This window comes from Bradyrhizobium oropedii (assembly GCF_020889685.1).
In the GTDB taxonomy this organism is placed as follows: domain Bacteria; phylum Pseudomonadota; class Alphaproteobacteria; order Rhizobiales; family Xanthobacteraceae; genus Bradyrhizobium; species Bradyrhizobium oropedii.
This window is the reverse complement of the sequence record NZ_JACMYO010000189.1, coordinates 1-16,293: the sequence shown is the minus strand read 5'-3', so window position 1 is coordinate 16,293 and position 16,293 is coordinate 1. Positions and strand designations below refer to the sequence as shown.

18 protein-coding genes are annotated in these 16,293 nt (G+C 64.1%); 7 read left to right on the top strand and 11 right to left on the bottom strand.

All coding sequences use genetic code 11. From position 1 onward, the window contains the following. A partial coding sequence (locus H8A95_RS35120) for an SDR family oxidoreductase (RefSeq protein ID WP_229187295.1) occupies positions 1-888 on the bottom strand: 888 nt, incomplete at its 3' end. A 112-nt stretch (positions 889-1,000) separates the two neighbouring features. Here H8A95_RS35120 and H8A95_RS35115 point away from each other — a divergent pair. Beyond that, positions 1,001-1,360 carry a winged helix-turn-helix transcriptional regulator gene (locus tag H8A95_RS35115; RefSeq protein WP_229187294.1) on the top strand — a complete coding sequence of 120 codons (360 nt, stop codon included), beginning with the start codon at positions 1,001-1,003 and terminating at the stop codon, positions 1,358-1,360. A 310-nt stretch (positions 1,361-1,670) separates the two neighbouring features. Here the strand turns inward: H8A95_RS35115 and dksA are convergent, their stop codons facing one another. Beyond that, positions 1,671-2,036, bottom strand: a complete 366-nt coding sequence (gene dksA, locus H8A95_RS35110) for an RNA polymerase-binding protein DksA (protein WP_229187293.1) — start codon at positions 2,034-2,036, stop codon at positions 1,671-1,673. Positions 2,037-2,258: 222 nt separating this feature from the next. Next, on the bottom strand, positions 2,259-2,870 hold the full coding sequence (locus H8A95_RS35105; RefSeq protein ID WP_229187292.1) for an NAD(P)-dependent oxidoreductase: 612 nt from the start codon (positions 2,868-2,870) through the stop codon (positions 2,259-2,261). A 103-nt stretch (positions 2,871-2,973) separates the two neighbouring features. On the opposite strand from H8A95_RS35105, the gene H8A95_RS35100 reads away from it, so the two are divergent. Beyond that, positions 2,974-3,360: a winged helix-turn-helix transcriptional regulator gene (locus H8A95_RS35100; RefSeq protein ID WP_074131694.1), complete on the top strand. Its 387-nt coding sequence runs from the start codon at positions 2,974-2,976 to the stop codon at positions 3,358-3,360. A 26-nt stretch (positions 3,361-3,386) separates the two neighbouring features. Here H8A95_RS35100 and H8A95_RS35095 read toward each other — a convergent pair whose 3' ends face one another. Then, positions 3,387-3,800 (bottom strand): flagellar assembly protein FliX, encoded by a 414-nt coding sequence (locus tag H8A95_RS35095; RefSeq protein WP_229187291.1) that lies wholly within the window; start codon positions 3,798-3,800, stop codon positions 3,387-3,389. Positions 3,801-4,066: 266 nt separating this feature from the next. Here H8A95_RS35095 and H8A95_RS35090 point away from each other — a divergent pair, with 266 nt between their 5' ends. The 4 genes from H8A95_RS35090 to H8A95_RS35075 all read left to right on the top strand — a co-directional run bounded on the left by H8A95_RS35090 (position 4,067) and on the right by H8A95_RS35075 (position 6,616). After that, positions 4,067-5,191: a flagellar basal body P-ring protein FlgI gene (locus H8A95_RS35090; RefSeq protein WP_229187290.1), complete on the top strand. Its 1,125-nt coding sequence runs from the start codon at positions 4,067-4,069 to the stop codon at positions 5,189-5,191. Further along, the gene (gene flgJ / locus H8A95_RS35085) at positions 5,191-5,547 is read left to right on the top strand and encodes a flagellar assembly peptidoglycan hydrolase FlgJ (RefSeq protein ID WP_420839508.1); all 357 of its coding nucleotides are present in this window, start codon (positions 5,191-5,193) and stop codon (positions 5,545-5,547) included. Before H8A95_RS35090 ends, flgJ begins: the two co-directional genes overlap by 1 nt. Before the next feature lie 22 nt (positions 5,548-5,569). Continuing rightward, positions 5,570-6,067: a hypothetical protein gene (locus H8A95_RS35080; RefSeq protein WP_229187289.1), complete on the top strand. Its 498-nt coding sequence runs from the start codon at positions 5,570-5,572 to the stop codon at positions 6,065-6,067. A gap of 162 nt (positions 6,068-6,229) precedes the next feature. Then, on the top strand, positions 6,230-6,616 hold the full coding sequence (locus tag H8A95_RS35075; protein ID WP_229187288.1) for a hypothetical protein: 387 nt from the start codon (positions 6,230-6,232) through the stop codon (positions 6,614-6,616). A 17-nt stretch (positions 6,617-6,633) separates the two neighbouring features. Here H8A95_RS35075 and H8A95_RS35070 read toward each other — a convergent pair whose 3' ends face one another. The 3 genes from H8A95_RS35070 to H8A95_RS35060 all read right to left on the bottom strand — a co-directional run bounded on the left by H8A95_RS35070 (position 6,634) and on the right by H8A95_RS35060 (position 8,766). After that, positions 6,634-6,996: a hypothetical protein gene (locus tag H8A95_RS35070; protein WP_229187287.1), complete on the bottom strand. Its 363-nt coding sequence runs from the start codon at positions 6,994-6,996 to the stop codon at positions 6,634-6,636. Positions 6,997-7,024: 28 nt separating this feature from the next. Beyond that, positions 7,025-7,390 carry a flagellar biosynthesis regulator FlaF gene (gene flaF, locus H8A95_RS35065; RefSeq protein ID WP_229187286.1) on the bottom strand — a complete coding sequence of 122 codons (366 nt, stop codon included), beginning with the start codon at positions 7,388-7,390 and terminating at the stop codon, positions 7,025-7,027. A gap of 206 nt (positions 7,391-7,596) precedes the next feature. Next, a complete protein-coding gene (locus H8A95_RS35060; protein WP_229187285.1) occupies positions 7,597-8,766 on the bottom strand; it encodes a flagellin N-terminal helical domain-containing protein in 1,170 nt (389 codons plus the stop codon). A gap of 361 nt (positions 8,767-9,127) precedes the next feature. On the opposite strand from H8A95_RS35060, the gene flbT reads away from it, so the two are divergent. Continuing rightward, positions 9,128-9,559 carry a flagellar biosynthesis repressor FlbT gene (gene flbT, locus H8A95_RS35055; RefSeq protein ID WP_229187284.1) on the top strand — a complete coding sequence of 144 codons (432 nt, stop codon included), beginning with the start codon at positions 9,128-9,130 and terminating at the stop codon, positions 9,557-9,559. Positions 9,560-9,696: 137 nt separating this feature from the next. On the opposite strand, the gene H8A95_RS35050 is transcribed toward flbT, so the two are convergent. From H8A95_RS35050 to msrB, 4 genes are all read right to left on the bottom strand, one after another. Then, positions 9,697-11,577, bottom strand: coding sequence for a flagellar protein (locus H8A95_RS35050; protein ID WP_229187283.1), 1,881 nt, complete (start codon positions 11,575-11,577; stop codon positions 9,697-9,699). A gap of 7 nt (positions 11,578-11,584) precedes the next feature. Next, positions 11,585-13,462 carry a flagellar hook-associated protein FlgK gene (gene flgK / locus H8A95_RS35045; protein WP_229187282.1) on the bottom strand — a complete coding sequence of 626 codons (1,878 nt, stop codon included), beginning with the start codon at positions 13,460-13,462 and terminating at the stop codon, positions 11,585-11,587. A 46-nt stretch (positions 13,463-13,508) separates the two neighbouring features. Continuing rightward, positions 13,509-15,344, bottom strand: coding sequence for a flagellar hook-basal body complex protein (locus H8A95_RS35040; protein ID WP_229172109.1), 1,836 nt, complete (start codon positions 15,342-15,344; stop codon positions 13,509-13,511). A 296-nt stretch (positions 15,345-15,640) separates the two neighbouring features. Further along, positions 15,641-16,141: a peptide-methionine (R)-S-oxide reductase MsrB gene (gene msrB, locus H8A95_RS35035; protein ID WP_229187281.1), complete on the bottom strand. Its 501-nt coding sequence runs from the start codon at positions 16,139-16,141 to the stop codon at positions 15,641-15,643. Between the last annotated feature and the right edge of the window lie 152 nt (positions 16,142-16,293).

The following is a 16,293-nucleotide window of genomic DNA, read 5'->3' as shown; positions in this document are numbered from 1 at the left end:
GGCGCGGGCCAGCGGGTTGCGCCGCGCGGCGAGCCGCATCATCCAGTCCGGCGCCTGGAACCGCGGCACCCGCCGCGCCTTGCTGCCGAGCTTTTGGCGCAACACCCGAGCCACCTGCAACACCGACATGGTGTCGCCGGCAACCGCGAGGAACCGCTCGCCCTTGGCCTTGGGCGACATCATGGCGCGCAGATGCAGATCGGCGACATCGCGCACGTCGACGAGGCCGAAATGGATCCGCGGCACCGCCGGCATCGCGCCGTCGAGCAGCGCCTTGATGATTCCGATCGACTCCGAGAAGTCGGCACCGAGCGCCGGACCGAACACCGCGGTCGGATTGACCACGGCGAGTTCGAGGCCATTGCCTTCGCGTGCGACGAAGTCCCAGGCGGCGCGCTCGGCCAGTGTCTTGGATTTCGGATAGGCCTGCACGTCTGGCCCATCGAGATTGGACCACACGGTCTCATCGAACGGCCTGGCTTGCGGCGGATGGCCATAGCCGATCGCCGCAAACGACGATGTCACGACGACGCGCCTGACGCCGGCGTCGCGCGCCGCGCGCAACAGCCGCAGCGTGCCTTCGCGCGCCGGAACGATCAGCTCGTTCTCGTCCTCAGGCACGTGCGATCCGAGCGGCGATGCGACATGCAGCACGTAATCGCACCCCGTGACCGCCTCGCGCCAGCCGTCGTCGCGCAGCAGATCGGCGGTGACGAAGCTGACCTGGTCGGCCGTATCAGCGCCGCCCTCGTGCAGCATCGCGATCACGTCCCTGCTGCGATCCGGATTGCGCACGGTGGTTCGCACCGCATGCCCGTCGGCGAGCAGTTGCAGAATGGTATGCGCGCCGATGAAACCCGACCCGCCCGTGACCAAGACCGTGCTCATGTCCCTGCCCTCTTCATGGTTCGGCATTCGGGCTGTTGCACCGTCCACCCTGCACAGGCCGCATCTGGTCACTATCTGACATTGAACAAGTAGGATGAAATTCGAGACCGGTATGGAAAACAATACCAGCGATCTGTGTGACGGCGGTGAATGCGAGAGCTGCCCGACCGACCCCACCCTGCTGATCGAGTTCAAGCACGCGATCCACGCGCTTGGGGGAAAATGGAAGCTCGAGATCCTGTTCACGCTGATGAATGGCGGCGTGCGGTTCGGCGCGCTGCGCCGCGCGCTGGTGCCGATCACCCAGCACGTGCTGACCGCGCAACTGCGCGAGCTCGAGCGCGACGGCCTGGTGGCACGCAAGGTGCTCGCCGAGAAGCCGTTGCAGGTCGAATACGGACTGACGGATTCGGCCTGGAGCCTGACGCCGGCGTTCCGCGAATTGCTGGCGTGGTCGAAGACCTATCGATGAATTGCTCGATTTGCGCGCCGCTCAGCACACGCGCGTGGTCTCGACCAATCACGATTGTCTCTCAAATTGTCGCCGGTCATCGTTGGTCCGCGATGCGCGGAACCTGGCCGGTCCATTCGGTTCACTGGAATCCCGCGAGCCCAAGCTCGGAGGGACGATCAGCGCTTCCGTGCGGAAGCGTGTTTCCTGGCGGAAACGAGATCAGCCCAGGAAGAAGACCGATGCGATGTTGAGAGTGCGTGTCATCATGGCGGCGCGAACCTGCAACCGGTGCGCGCCGGAACCAATCAGTGGGGGCGATCCGCCGCCACTACTCGTCGCGATAGACCTTCTCGCGCTTCTCGTGGCGTTCCTGCGCCTCCACCGACAGCGTTGCGATCGGGCGGGCTTCGAGCCGCTTCAACGAGATCGGGTCACCGGTCTCTTCGCAATAGCCGTAGGTGTTCTCTTCGATGCGCTGGAGCGCCGCGTCGATCTTGGAGATCAGCTTGCGCTGACGATCACGGGCACGAAGTTCGATCGCGCGGTCGGTTTCCGAGGAAGCTCGGTCCGCGAGGTCGGGATGATTGACGTTCTCTTCCTGCAACGTCTGCAGCGTGACCTTCGATTCGCGGAGGATCTCATCCTTCCAGGCCAGCAGCTTGGCGCGGAAATAGTCGCGCTGCCGCTCATTCATGAAAGGCTCTTTTTCAGTCGGCCGGTAGTTCTTCAGCTTTTCCAAAGGCAGCCATGTCCCTGTCAGGCGGAGGGAACAGGACCCCTCCGCGCGGCGCCTTATATAGCCACGTCATGTGACAGACAATATCTGCCACCGCGAAAGGCGGGCTGCCCCCAAGGCCTTGCACAGGCAAACTTATCCGCCCTGCCTGGGGCCAGCCCTTGCCCCTCTCCTGGCCCCTCAATAACCGACCGTAAAGCGCTGGCGGATATGGGCCGGGCGCTCGATTTCGTCGGCGAGTGCAACTGCGAAATCCTCAAACGAGATCGAGCTTTTGCCGTCGGCGGCGGTCAGAAGCTGGTCGGTCCCGAGGCGGAACTTGCCGGTCCGCTCGCCTGCGACGAACAGCGCCGAGGGCGACAGGAAGGTCCAGTTCAGGTCCTTCTCCAGCCGCAGCAGGTCGAGGAATTCGGCGCCCTTGGAGGCCTCGGCCTTGTATTGGGGTGGAAAATTGGGGGTGGTCACCAGGCGGACGCCGGGAGCCACCTCGAGGCTGCCGGCGCCGCCGACCACCAGATAGCGGCCCACCCCGGACGCCTTGGCCGCCCCGATCAGCTTGGCGGGGTCGCTGACCGAGAAATGGACGGAACTGATCGCGGCGTCGTGGCCGGCCCACAGCGCGGCCAGGGCAGCCTGATCGTTCACATCGCCCTTCTTGGCGGTGACATTGGCGAGGCCGGCGATCTTCTCCGGGTTGCGGCCGATGGCGGTGACGGCATGGCCGCGACAAGCGAGCTCCGCGGTGAGGCGCGAGCCGGCCTGGCCGGACGCGCCGGCGATGGCGATCTTCATCTCAAGTCTCCGATTGATGGTTTCCAATGGTGACTAGATAGCGAAATGGATGTAAGTGTGAAGAAGGCACTCTTGTCTCACCTGATTACGCCGGAGTAACCCGATGAAAGCCGCGAGCCTGAAGCCGGACGCCTATGCCGCCAATTGCCCGACGCGCCAGATCCTCGACCGGGTCGGCGACAAATGGGCCGTGCTGATCCTGCTGCTGCTGCGCAGCGAGCCGATGCGCTTCAACCAGCTCCGCCGCGCCATCGAAGGCATCTCGCAGAAGATGCTGTCGCAAGTGTTGAAGAGCCTGGAACGCGACGGGCTGCTGCGACGCCGCGCGATCGCAACCGTTCCGGTCACCGTGGAGTATTCGATCACACCGCTCGGATCGACGCTCGCCGAAGCGGTCGATCCGCTACGGGATTGGGCCGAACAGAATCTGAAGGAGGTGCTGGCCGCGCAACGCCGCTACGACGCACAGCGCAAGGCGCTGGCGGCCTGAGGCAGGTTGGTTGATGGAGGGGGAGCTTAATACTGTCCAGCCTTGGCGAGCTCGACTTCCACGCGCAGCTCGATCTCGCCGAGCACGGCATCGAGGCCGGGGTCACCGGAGGATTCCTTCAGGCTCGCCGCAGCGTCGCGCAGCCGGTTCACGGTGGAGGAATCGAAATTGCCGGACAGCAATCCGAGCTTGAGCGCGTCGAGCACGTCGAGTGCGCCCTTGCCGCGGGCCACCGAGCGCTTGCGGCGTTCGGTCGGGTCTTCGACGCCCTGCAACGCGAGCAGCGCGTCCAGGCTGGCCGCGGCCTTCGGCGCGGAGGTGGAGCGCACCTCCTCCTGCGCGGTCGTCGCATCCGGCAGCGAGAAGCCGCTCGACGAGGTACGCCGCGTGGAACTGGTGGACGTGCCAAGCGTGGTGCCGTTCGGTCCGTAGATGCGCATCGCGATGATCCCGCAGGCCTGAATGCCGCGAGCATCGCTGTTTTATGGTTAACGACACGTAAACGACCCGGCAATTTCTGCCGCCGCACGGCAGTTTCGCGCTCCCTGGCCAACCCAAGCCAAACGGCGAGCAGACAATTTCGATAAATATATCAATACATTGCCCCAGCGAAACGAACTGGCACGCGGCTCGCATGGTTAATGGCGGATCGCCCGTCATGGGAGTGTCGCGTGATCCGCGAGTTCAGTTCGAGGGGAGCATCGGGATGCCCGGCATCCGCATCGCAAGTTTATTCGGAGTGGCCTGCGCCGCGTTGCTGACGCTGGCGGCCTCCGTCATGCCGGCGGCCGCGACGTCGCGGATCAAGGATCTCGCCAATATCGAGGGCGTGCGCCAGAACCAGTTGATCGGTTACGGCCTCGTGGTCGGCCTCAACGGCACCGGCGACACGCTCAACAACATCCCCTTCACCAAGCAATCGCTCCAAGCCATGCTCGAGCGCATGGGCGTCAACATCCGCGGCGCTACCATCCGCACCGGCAACGTCGCCGCCGTCATGGTGACCGGCAATCTGCCGGCATTCGGCACCCAGGGCACGCGCATGGACGTCACCGTCTCCGCGCTCGGCGACGCCAAGAACCTGCAGGGCGGCACCCTGCTCGTCACCCCCCTGCTCGGCGCCGACGGCAATGTCTATGCGGTGGCACAGGGATCGGTAGCGGTCGCCGGCTTCGCGGCCGAAGGCGCCGCCGCCAGCGTCGTGCGCGGCGTGCCGACGGTCGGCCGGATCGCCAACGGCGCCATCATCGAACGCGAGATCGAGTTCGCGCTCAACCGCCTGCCCAATGTACGGCTCGCGCTGCGCAACGCCGATTTCACCACCGCCAAGCGGATCGCCGCCGCGGTCAACGACTATCTCGGCGTCAAGACTGCCGAGCCGATCGATCCCTCTACGGTGCAGCTCTCGGTCCCGTCGGAGTTCAAGGGCAACGTCGTTGCCTTCCTGACCGAGATCGAGCAGTTGCAGGTCGAGCCCGATCTCACCGCGAAGATCGTGATCGACGAGCGCTCCGGCATCATTGTGATGGGCCGCGACGTTCGCGTCGCGACCGTCGCGGTGGCACAGGGCAACCTCACCGTCACGATCTCGGAAGCCCCACAGGTCAGCCAGCCCAATCCGCTGTCGCGCGGCCGAACGGTCGTCACGCCGCGCACCAGCGTCGGCGTCAGCGAGGACGGCAAGAAATTTGCGCTCGTCAGAAACGGCGTCTCGCTGCAGCAGCTCGTCGACGGCCTCAACGGCCTCGGCATCGGACCGCGCGACCTCATCAGCATCCTGCAGGCGATCAAGGCCGCCGGCGCGATCGAAGCCGACATCGAGGTGATGTGATGGCAAGCCTGATCAACAGCACCACCGGCAGCATGCCGAACAAGGCGCTGATGCCGATGTTCAATGGTCGCCCCGATCCCGTGCTGCAGGACGCGATGAAGAAGGTGTCGCCGCAGCAGATCACCAAGGCGAAGGCGACCGCGACCGATTTCGAATCGATGTTCCTCAATACGATGTTCTCGCAGATGACGACCGGCCTGAAGGGTGAAGGCCCGTACGGCGACACCGTCGGCACCGGCGCGTGGCGCTCGATGCTGACCGACGAATATTCGAAGAACTTCGCCAAATCCGGCGGCGTCGGCATTTCCAACGAAGTGTTCCGCTCGCTGATCCTGCAGCAGGCGAACAAGAGCTAATTCTGTTTCGAGGAGCAGCGCGATGAACCAGCGTCCACAGCACCGTCCAGCCTCCGCCCCCGCCGCGCGGCCCGCGACGTCGACGCCTCCAGACGTCGCGCGTCTCGCCAACGAGCTGACCGAAGTGATGAGCGCGCTGCTTGCCGTCGTCGAGCAGGAAACCGAATTCGTTCGCGCCGGCAAGATCCGCGAGGGCATGCGGCTCGAGGCGCAGAAGTCCGATCTGTCGCGGCGCTACATGCTCGCGGTCGAGCATCTGAAATCGATGCAGAAGATGCTGGCGCAGACCGATCCCGAACTGCTTGCGACACTGCGGCGTCATCACGAGACGTTCCGCGCCATGCTGCAGGTCAACCTGACCGTGCTTGCGACCGCGCACGCCGTTTCCGAGGGCATCGTCCGCGGCGTCAATGCCGAGGTGCAGCGGCGCAACATCCCGAACACCTACACCGCGAACGGACAGCGCGCCGCGCCGGGCCCGCGCAACATGACGCCGATCGCCGTCAGCCGCACGCTCTGACGCAGGCACGCCGACAATTTAGCTCAATTCGACGCTGCCCTGGCAGCGCGGAGTTCAGCGTGTTCTCTAACACCCTGTTGAGAGGTTCCCCGTAGAGTTGCGGATCGTGAGGGGTTGGGATTTGACTCAAGCAAACTAGTGCCTGTGCACTACGAGGCTGCCATGAGTACAGATTTCAGCATCAAGCCGGTGGGGGCACCGGTTGCAGCGCCGATGATCACTCCCGTGAGCGATACGGCGCAGAAGGCGGTGAAGACCGAATTGCCCGCGAGCCAGAGCGTCACCGCTCCGGAGCCGAGCGTGCGCGTCACGATCGATCCCAACGCCGTCAACGCGTCGCTCTCAAATCAGACGCCCTCGGTCACCGACCAGGTCATCATCGACCGCGACGCGCGCGCCGTGGTCTATCAGGTGGTCGACAATCGCACGAACCTGGTGGTGAGGCAGTTTCCGGAAGAAGCCGTATTGCGCCGCCGCGCCTATTTCCACGCGCTCGATCTCAGCAAGGACGCGCCGACGCGGGCGCGCGCGACCGACCGCCGCGCGTAACGCAAGCAATCGGCCCCTCACTTCTGTGTGGCGTAGGCCTTGTCGAGATAGGTCGATCCGGTGGCCGGATCGGTGACGACATTGGCGATCAACGCCGTCCCCTGTTGCACCAGCGAGAACTTGGTATCGCCGACCCGGAACGAGCCGTCCTTGATCAGGACGTCCTGATACTTGCTGGTGCTGTCGCTCTGATAATGGACCTTGGCGCGGAAGCCATCGACGTTCGACACGGAGATGTTGAACGACTTGTTGTTGGCATACTTCCCGCTCCAGCTGCCCTCATAGAGCTTCGGATCGACAGCCACATACGGCGTCTTCGACGGGACCGTCAGGCCCGCGGCCTTGTAGTTGGCGGACAGGATGCTCAACACGTCGGCCATGCCGGGAGCTCCGTCGTGAACCGGCCGATCAGCCGCGGCCCGAGAGGCCGGCGGCGATGTTGCAGTTGATGTCGATCAGTGACTTCAGCTTCGCCGGGTCCGGATTCATCTGGATGTCGATGGTCTGCTTCATCACGAACACGCTGATGTTCGCGATGTTCTGACGCACCTCGAGCGGCTGCAGATTGTCGGCGCCCTCTGCCGCGCTGAGGAAGATCGACCACAGGCGGCGATTGAACAGCAATGCGTGATCGAGCGCCTTGTCGAGGCCGTTCCAGTTCGCCTGGACTTCCTGCAGCTGCCGCGCGGCCTTCAACAGCGCCTGCGCTTCGATTTCACGGGGGGACGCCGTCGTCGTTGACGTACGGGCGTAGGCCTGGGCTGCATTCGACATTAATGACCTCGATGGGATGCGGATTTCTCGGGCCGCGGAGACGCAATTCTAGCGCTCGATATTTATGCATCCGGCGCCTTTAAATATGGTTAGCAGGCGTTACGAAATGCGCCGTTCTGACGGCATGGAAAGATACCGTAATATCCCGGAGACAAAGAAAAACGGCGGGGTTTTCCCCGCCGTTATCGAAGTGCTTGTCGGCGCGTTTAGCGGAGCAACTGCAGCACGCTCTGCTGCGACTGGTTGGCGAGCGCCAGCGCGGAGACTGCAATCGACTGGCGGGTCGACAGCGCCTGGCTGTTGGCCGCTTCCTCGTTGGTGTCGGCCAGCGTCAGGTTCGACGAACCGGTCTGCAGCACGTTGATCAGGTTCTTGGAAAAGTCCTGACGGATCTGCACGATCGAGAGGTTCGAGCCCAGCGTCGAGGCTTCGCTGCGCAGCGAAGAGCTCGCGGTACCCAGCGAGGCGATAACGCTGTTCGCCGAGTTGTTGTCGAGGAAGTCGGTGCCCGCGGCCAGCGATTTCAGGCCGAGGCCTGCAGCGTCGAACTTGACGCCGCTGATTGCGAGCGTGGACTTGCCGGTCTCGTTGAAGGTCAGCTTGAGGTTGTCGCCGTTCAACAGGTTGATGCCGTTGAACGACGAATCCTGCGCCGTGGTCGTGATCTGCGCGATGGTGTTGTTGTACTGCGTCACCAGGGCGGCGCGCGCCGACTGCGAGGCCGAATCGGCAACCGGAGCCGTGCCGGCCGCGCTGAACGTCGCGGTACCGCCGCCGGTGTTGGTGAAGGTCACCGCACCGATCGTCGAGGAAGCCGCGTCATTGGTCGTGGTGATGACGAGCTTGTTCGAACTGTCGAGGCTCGCCGTCAGGTTGCTGGCCGCGAGCGTCGTATTCAACTGCGCCAGCGAGCTGCTGGCCCCGAAGGTGAAGGTGAATGCGGGCTGGCCGGCCGAAGCCGCGATCGCCAGAACGTCGCCGCTCTTGATCGTGGTACCGTCGACGAGGTTGGCCGCCGTGCCGCCGAGCGCCGCGGTGGAACTGACCTGCGACCTGGTGGTGTAGCCGGTCGGGCTCTGCAGCACCTGGTTGGCAATCGACTTCGCGGTATCGACCAGCTTCTGGAGCGAGGTGATGCCGGTGTTGGCAGCCTGCAGCACCTGCACACCGTTGCCGATGCCGTCGAGCAGGTTGTTGATGTCGCTGGCGCGGTTGTCGAGCGACTGTGCGGTGAAGAAGTTGGTCGGGTTGTCGAGCGCCGTGTTGACCTTCTTGCCGGTGGCAAGACGGTTCTGCGTGGTGGAGAGCAGATCGGCGGTGGACTGGAGGGAGAGGAGGTTCTGACGAACGGAGGAGGAGAGAATGATACCGGACATTTTCATACCTTTCTGGTGTGAAACTGAGGAAAAAACCGCGCCAATCCTTTCTGACCGGGCGGATGGCCGATCCTGCGGGTCGAGCCGCGAAGGAAAAAGAAATCTCCAGCGCGGCATTTGAGACAAATGCAGAAGAATAAAATTGTCGCGGTCAGGCGAAGTTCGCCGTGAAAACTACTGAGACGATTGCCGATTCCGGCCGGATGCCAGCGCCCGGGCGCGTCCCCTGTTCACCAAGCGTTAACCATCATGGGAAAGGATCGCTGTCGCATCGGCCCCGTGCCGCAACGGCGGCTGCTAAGCAGTGCCGAACATGTTCCGCTAGCGGACATCGCGCGTCTGCCGGCAAAGGAGAACGGTCATGGCCCTGAAGGTCGAACTCAAACCGAACGAGCGCATCATCGTCGGCAATTGCGTGATCACCAACACCGATCAGCGTGCCCGCCTGCTGATCGACGGTGACCGGATCCCGATCCTGCGCGAGAAGGACATCCTGACGCCCGAGACCGCGGATACGCCGGCGAAGCTGATCTATCTCGCCGTACAACTGATGTATCTGTCGCCCGACCCGATGGCGCACCACCCGACCTATTTCAGCCTGGTCCGCGACATCATCACCGCGATGCCGAGCGCCTGGCCGTTCATCGAAAGCGTCAACAACTTCATCCTCAACGGCGACCTCTATCACGCGCTGAAGGAATCCAAGAAGTTGATCGCGCACGAGGAGAAGCTGCTGGAAAGCGTGCGTGGCCCGCAAAAGTCCAATCAGGACGACACCCGCAAGCGCGCGTAGAGCTTCTCGTTTTGAAGCGTTTTCTTCACGCGAACCGGCGTCCACTTCGTTTGAAAACGCTCTAGCCTCCCCTCGCCCGAACGAAAAAGGCCTCCGCGAGGAGGCCTTTTTGCTGGCTGGAGATGGGCGGCGAGCGATCAGCCGACCGGCAGATATTTCAACAGCGTGGTCTGATACAGCATCGACGTGGTCTGGTACGACGCCTGCAGGCTGGTCTGCAGCGCCAGGATCTTGGTCGCGACCTCGTCCTGATTGACGCCCTCGACCGAGTCGAGCATCGTTTCCGCCATCGCCTTGAGTTGGGTCTGGCGATCGGTGGCTGCCTTGGTCGCCGTCTGGGCACCGGCGAATTCAGCCTGCACGTCCTGGATCTGCTGCTGACCGTTCTGCGGGGCGAGGTTGCCGCTCACGCGTTGCGCGAGCGCCGTCACCTGCGCGCTTGCATTCGGGTTGCTGGCGTTGGTGGTCACCGCCGCATACACCGCGACATTCTGCAGCAGATAGCGGAACGCCTGCTCGTTGGCGCGCGCGCCATATTGCACGGTGATCGACTGATCGACTTGTGCCACGGCGGTGCCGCGCGCCGATCCCGGGCCATTCTCGCCGGTGTACCAGTAGACGGTGTTGGCGGGCGTACCGGCGACCAGGCTGGTTGCCGTGTTGAACGGCGGTCCCCCGACCCTGAGCGGCGCCGGGGTCGCGGTCGTATTGTTGGCGATGCCGAGCGCGCCGAGTGCCGCTGTATTGGAGCTCGATATCGAGAGGTTCTGGCCGTCGGCGCCGTGCAGGTTGGTCACACCATTGCTGATCGTCGACGGATTCTTGGTACCGCTGACCTGGTCGATCTTCGCCATCAGCGTCTGCACGCTGTCGGTGATGTTGACTTGATTTCCGGTGGCGCCGGAGGCCACGAAGGTGATCGGGGTGCCGTTCACCGTGATGGTGTCACCGGCCGCGAAGCTCGTCGACAGCGAGTCGGTGCCCGCTGCGCCCGAGAGGGTGGTGGCGCCGCTGATCGGCGCCGGCGGCGTGTTCTGGTTGTTGACGGCTGCGCCCGAAACGGTTGCGACCGGATTGAAGAAATTGTTGGACGCCGCGACCGCGGAGGCGGCGACCAGCGACGTATCGCTCAACGTCTTGATGGACGAGGTCAGCGTCGACTGAAGGTTGGCCGTCGTCGCCGTGGTGTCGGCGCCGATCAGGAACGAACCGGCCGGCGGCGGGTTCGTCGCCGTCGCCGTGAGTTCGATCGCATCGGTGGTGCCGTCGGGCAGCGTGAAGTTGAACTTGATCTTGTCGCCTTCCTTCGGATTGACGGCGCCGAGATCGACCGAGGCCGACTTCGGCGTGCCGGTCGGCTGCGTCACGGTGGCACCGGTCAACGACGACTGCACCGACAGCAGCTTCAGGCCGAAAGGCGAGCCGTCCTCTGCGACGCTGGTTACCGTCGTGGTCGCCGGCGGCGACGAGACGCTCAGGCGGCCCATCATGTTGGCGCCTTGATCGGCCTGCTTGCGCTCATTGATGAGCTGGGTGAGGCCGGCCTGCGTTGCCGTCCCCTTCAACATGGTGTCGGCGGACACCGTGGCCGGCGTATCCATCGCACGGCCGGAGAACAGATAGCGGTCGCCCGACTGGCTGTTCAGCATCGCGACCGCATTGGAGAACGCGGCCTGCGCCGTGATCTGGCCCGACGTCTGCCCGCTGTTGTTGAGCGTCAGCGTCGCGGTCGTCGCGGCGTTCTTCACCTGGCTCCCGACGTCGGACAGCCCCTGCAAAGTGAGGTTGGCGACACCGAGGCGCGTGTTGAGGTTGGTGGCCGTGTCGGAGAACGCGTTGATGCCGCTGATCTGGGCGCGCAGGCTGAGCGCGAAGCCGCGATCGAGCCCCTGCCCTGCATAGGTCGTCGATACCTTGCCGGTCGCAAGCTGCGTCGTCAGGTCATTGAGCTGACTGCGCAGGTTGAGAATCGTGGTGCCGATATAGGAAGTTCTGCCGCTTACGCCGTCGATCGACATGTTACCCTCACGTGAGCTGCAGCAGCGCGTCGTACATCTGCTTGATCGACGACATCACGCGCGCATTGGCGGAGTACGCGTTCTGCAGCGAAAGCAGATGCGCCATCTCCTCGTCCATGTTGACGCCGGAGGTCGAGTCCATCTTGGTTTGCAGCGTGTTCAGCACGACGTCCTGACCGTCAGCCAGTTGCTTGGCCGCCGTCGCCGATTCGCCCTGCTGGCTGATGAACTGCTTGGCAAAGTTCAGCAGCGTGCCGGTGAACGGCGCGCCTGACGTGCCAAGGCCGGTCTTCGGCGAATAACTGTACGACGCGTTCGAGAGCTGGTTCAGAATGAGGTTCGCGCGCGTGGTGTCGCCGGCCGGCGTCTGCGGATTGGTCGAGTACACGACCATGCGCGAGGGATCGCCGACCAGGGCGGTGTTGACACTGATGCGTGCCGCGAGGCCCGTCGACTGCGCACCGTTCGCGGTGATCGCACCGGTGTAGAGCCCGCCATTGTCGGTGAACAGCGGAAGCTGCGGATTGCCCGACGTCAGCGACGAAACGGTTGATGTGACCGATGCCGCGGTCACGTCGGCCTTGTTGGCGGCGCCGTCGTCGAGCACGCGCAACGTCGACCCGGAGGGATTGGAGAATTGCAGGCCGGTTCCGCCGAGCGCGCCATTGAGCTGCGACAGCACCGAACTCATGCCGCCGGAGAAATCCACACCCAGCACCTCGTCGTTCGGATCGACGGTTGCGGTATTGCTCAGCGGCAGCACGCTCGGATCGTCGACGCGGATGATCGACAGATTATGCGTCAGGCCGGTGGTGTTGTCCTTGTAGGAGACGTGGATGGTATTGCCGCTCTGCAGCCCCGAGAGATCGAGGTCGAAGCCGGACTGCGCCCCCGCCGTCGCAGCGGTGCCCGCGGTCGTCTTGTCCGACAGCGCGCTCGACATTGCAGCGGCGAACTGGTCGATCTGCGTCTGGGCCTGCGCCAGCGTGTTGTCGCGCAGCTCGAGATAGGCGGCGATCTTGCCTGACCGGATCGAGTTGGTCGACACCATGTCATAGGTGCCGCCATGCGGGAAATTGATGGTGATGGTGCCGACGGTGCTCTTGGTCGGGTCGGTATTGTATTGAGTGTTGGGCGTCATCGTGCCCTGGGCATTGAAGCTGAGCGACGCAGCTTCAGTGCCGACCAGCTGCACGCCGGAATTGGTGAACACGGTCACCTGGTTCTGGCTGTTGGTGACGGTGCGGATGTCCATCAGCTGCGAAAGCTGCGTGACGTAGCGATCGCGCTGATCCAGCAACGCCGCGGTCGAGGCGTCGGCCGTGCCGCCACTGGCCTGCAGCTGCACATTGAGTCGCGCGATCTGCTGCATCGCATTGTTGGCCGTATTGACGGAGTCGCTGATGCCGGCCTCGGCATTGGCGCGCAGCGACTGGATTCCCTGCGAGGTCGCGTTGAGCTGCTGCGCCATCGATTGCGCGGCATTGACGACGCCGATGCGGGCCGATTGCGAGTCCGGGCTGGTCGACAGCCCCTGCACCGCGGTCAGGAACTTGTTGTAGGCGTCCTCGATGGTGCCGGTGGAGTCGGGATTGCCGTAGACGCCCTGCAGATTGGCCAGGAAGCTGGAGCGGACGTCGGCGTAAGAGGCGCCCGAGGTCTCGGTGCGAAGCTGGGTCTGCAGGAATTCGTCAAGCTGGCGGTTGACGCCGGTGATGAGGACGCTCGATCCGAACTGCCCGGTGGTGCCGGTATCCTGATTCAGCGTCTTCCTGACGTAACCGGGCGTCTCCGCATTGGCGACGTTCGACGACACGAGCGAGAGCGAGGCCTGCGTGGCGCGCAGGCCCGACATCGCGGTGGAGAGGGCTTGGCTCAAACCCATGGTGTGTACTCGCCTTTACTGCTTCACACGCGCATCATCGATGCGATCAGCGCACGACGTTCAGGAGGTCCTGCACCATCGAATTGGTTGTCGTGATCACCTTGGTGTTGGCCGAATAGGCCTGCTGGGTCACGATCAGCTTGGTGAACTCGTCGGCGATATCGGTATTCGAGCTCTCGAGCGATGAACCGACGATGGTGCTACCGCCCTTGCCGAAGAGCGCGCCACCGGACTCGTCGGTCGCCTCGAACGCGCCACCGTCGATGCGCTTGAGGAAGTTGGTGCCGTTGAATGTCGCCACCGAGATTTCGGCAAGGTCGATGTTGCGGCCGTTGGTGTAGTTGCCGACAATGCGGCCGTTGGTGGAAACGCTGACCGACTGCAGCTGGCCGGCCGGGAAGCCGTCCTGCTGGATCTGGTTGACCTGGACGTTGCCGTTGGCGTCCGCGAACTGGGTCACGCCACCGGAGCCGAAATTGATCACGGGGCTGCCCAGCGACACGCCGTTGACCACGGCATTGTTGAGCGCGACCGAGGAGATCGCCGGCGACATCTGGCCGTTCGACGCGAAGGTGAAGTTGATGTTGGCGTTCTGCCAGGAGACCTGCGTGCCGGTTGCATTGGGATTGACCTGATAGAACAGGTTCCAGCTATCGGTATGTCCGGAGCCCAGCGAGGAGCTGTCGGTCTTGGCCCAGCGGAATTGCAGATTCACCGGCGCACCCGACACATCGTAAGCCGTGACGGCGCCGCCCGAGACGGATTCGTTCAGGAAGGTCGAGTTGTCGTTGCCGACCACCTGGCCGGTGCCGACCGTGCCGCCGCCGCCGCGGGTGGCAACCGCCGAGCCGGTGAAGCCGAGCGCCGCGAGCGCGGTCGAGTTCGAGCTCGTCACGTTGAGGTCGGCCGACGTGCCGGAATGCAGGGTGATCTTGCCGCCGCTGATCGTCGACGGCGTCGCTGTACCGGTGATCGAGTCGATCTTGGCGAGCAGCGTTCCGATGCTGTCGGTGACGTTGAGCTGGTTGCCGGTCGCACCCGAAGCCACGAACGTGATGACGGTGCCGTTCACCGTGATCGTATCGGCGGGCACGACAGGCGGGCCGGCAGAGCCGGCGCTGAAGCTGGCATTGATCGAATCGCTGCCCGCGGCGCCGGAAAGCAAGGTCGCGGCGGTATTGGCGACCGACGGCGTCGCCTTGTTGTTCTGCGCGGTGCCGGTGACGGAGGAATCGGTATACGGCGCGGCCGGCGTGCCCAGCACCAGCGGGTTATGTCCGGCGCTGAACGCGCCCGGCCGGATCAGCTCCGAGCCCGGAACCGAGGTGTCGTGCGCGGTGGTCAGGGGATAGGACGCGAGGTTGGCGCGATAGTCGATCTTGGTGGTCTGCTGCGCCGGCAGGAAGTCGTTCTTGAACCGCAGCGTTTGCGGCGACGAGCCCGAGGGGTTGCCGGTGGTCGGGTCGATCGGCACACCCTCGAGATAATAGCCGGCGCCGTTGACGAGGTAGCCGTCCTTGTTGAGCTGGAAATCGCCGCGACGGGTGTAGCGGTCGACGCCGTCGAACACTGGCGAGCCGTCGGTGAAGCCGCCGGGCTTTTGCACCGCGAAGAAGCCGTTGCCGTTGATCGCCATGAAGGTCGCGACCGACGCCGACTGCACGTCGCCCTGCACCGAGTTGGTCGAGCGGGACTGCGCCGTGACGCCGCCGGCGAGCTGCGCGGTCAGCGCGGTCTGCGGAACGAGGTCGAGGAAAGAGGTATCGATGCGCTTGAAGGCCGTGGTCTGCGAGTTGGCGATGTTGCCGGAGATGTTTTCCAGCGCGTACGACCCTGCGCGCAAGCCACCGACCGCCGTCGTAAGAGCGCCGAAGATACCCATGACATGTTCTCCAATTCGATTCCCGGCGGCTGGCAATCAGCAGATGGCCGCATCGGAGGAGCATGTCGCAAAGGTCGTGCCAGGAAACGAATCGTAACAAAATCATGCGCTTGAAAAAAAAGCCCCGGCCGTTTAACCGGGGCACAATTGCCGGGCAGGCAACAATTGCCGGGACACAGCGCAGTTCTGCCCGCGCTGCTGCGCTCGAAAACGCCGCTGTGTTTGACGCGTTCTCTTGACGCGAACCGGTGCCCATCCCGGATCAAGTGCGGGACAGGCTTCGCTCGGGAACGCTATCAGGTCGCTGACGGCGCGGCCGGGTGAAACACCAATGCAAAGCCGTCCATGCAGTAGCGTAGCCCGGTCGGTTTCGGGCCGTCGTCGAAGACGTGGCCGAGATGGCCGCCGCAGCGGCGGCAATGCACCTCGGTGCGCACCATGCCGAAGGTTCGGTCCGACGTGGTGCCGACCGCATTCTCCAGCGGCTGGTAGAAGCTCGGCCAGCCGGTGCCGCTCTCATACTTGGTCTCGGACGAGAACAGCGGGAGGTCGCAACCGGCGCAGGCGAAGGTGCCCTTGCGGTGCTCCTTGAGCAGCGGGCTCGATCCCGGCCGCTCGGTGCCCTCCTTGCGCAGGATCTCGTATTGCTGCGGTGTGAGTTGCGCGCGCCATTCGGCGTCGGTCTTCTCGATCTCGAATTTCTCGGCAGCCTGCGCCGGCGAGGCGCGCAGCCAGCGGAAGGCGGCGAGGCCGAGCAGGCTGGCGACGGAAGCAAGCAGGATACGGCGATCGATCATCATCATCTCCGATGCGGACGGCCAAATTGGCGATCAGGTTCGTCCACAGATACGAACCCCGCCCCTGGACGTTACATCCGTCCGTCCGAGATCCGCTCACTTTCTTGCGAGGGATGGGCAGACGGCGGCTCGCCGCCCGCGACCGGCCGGGG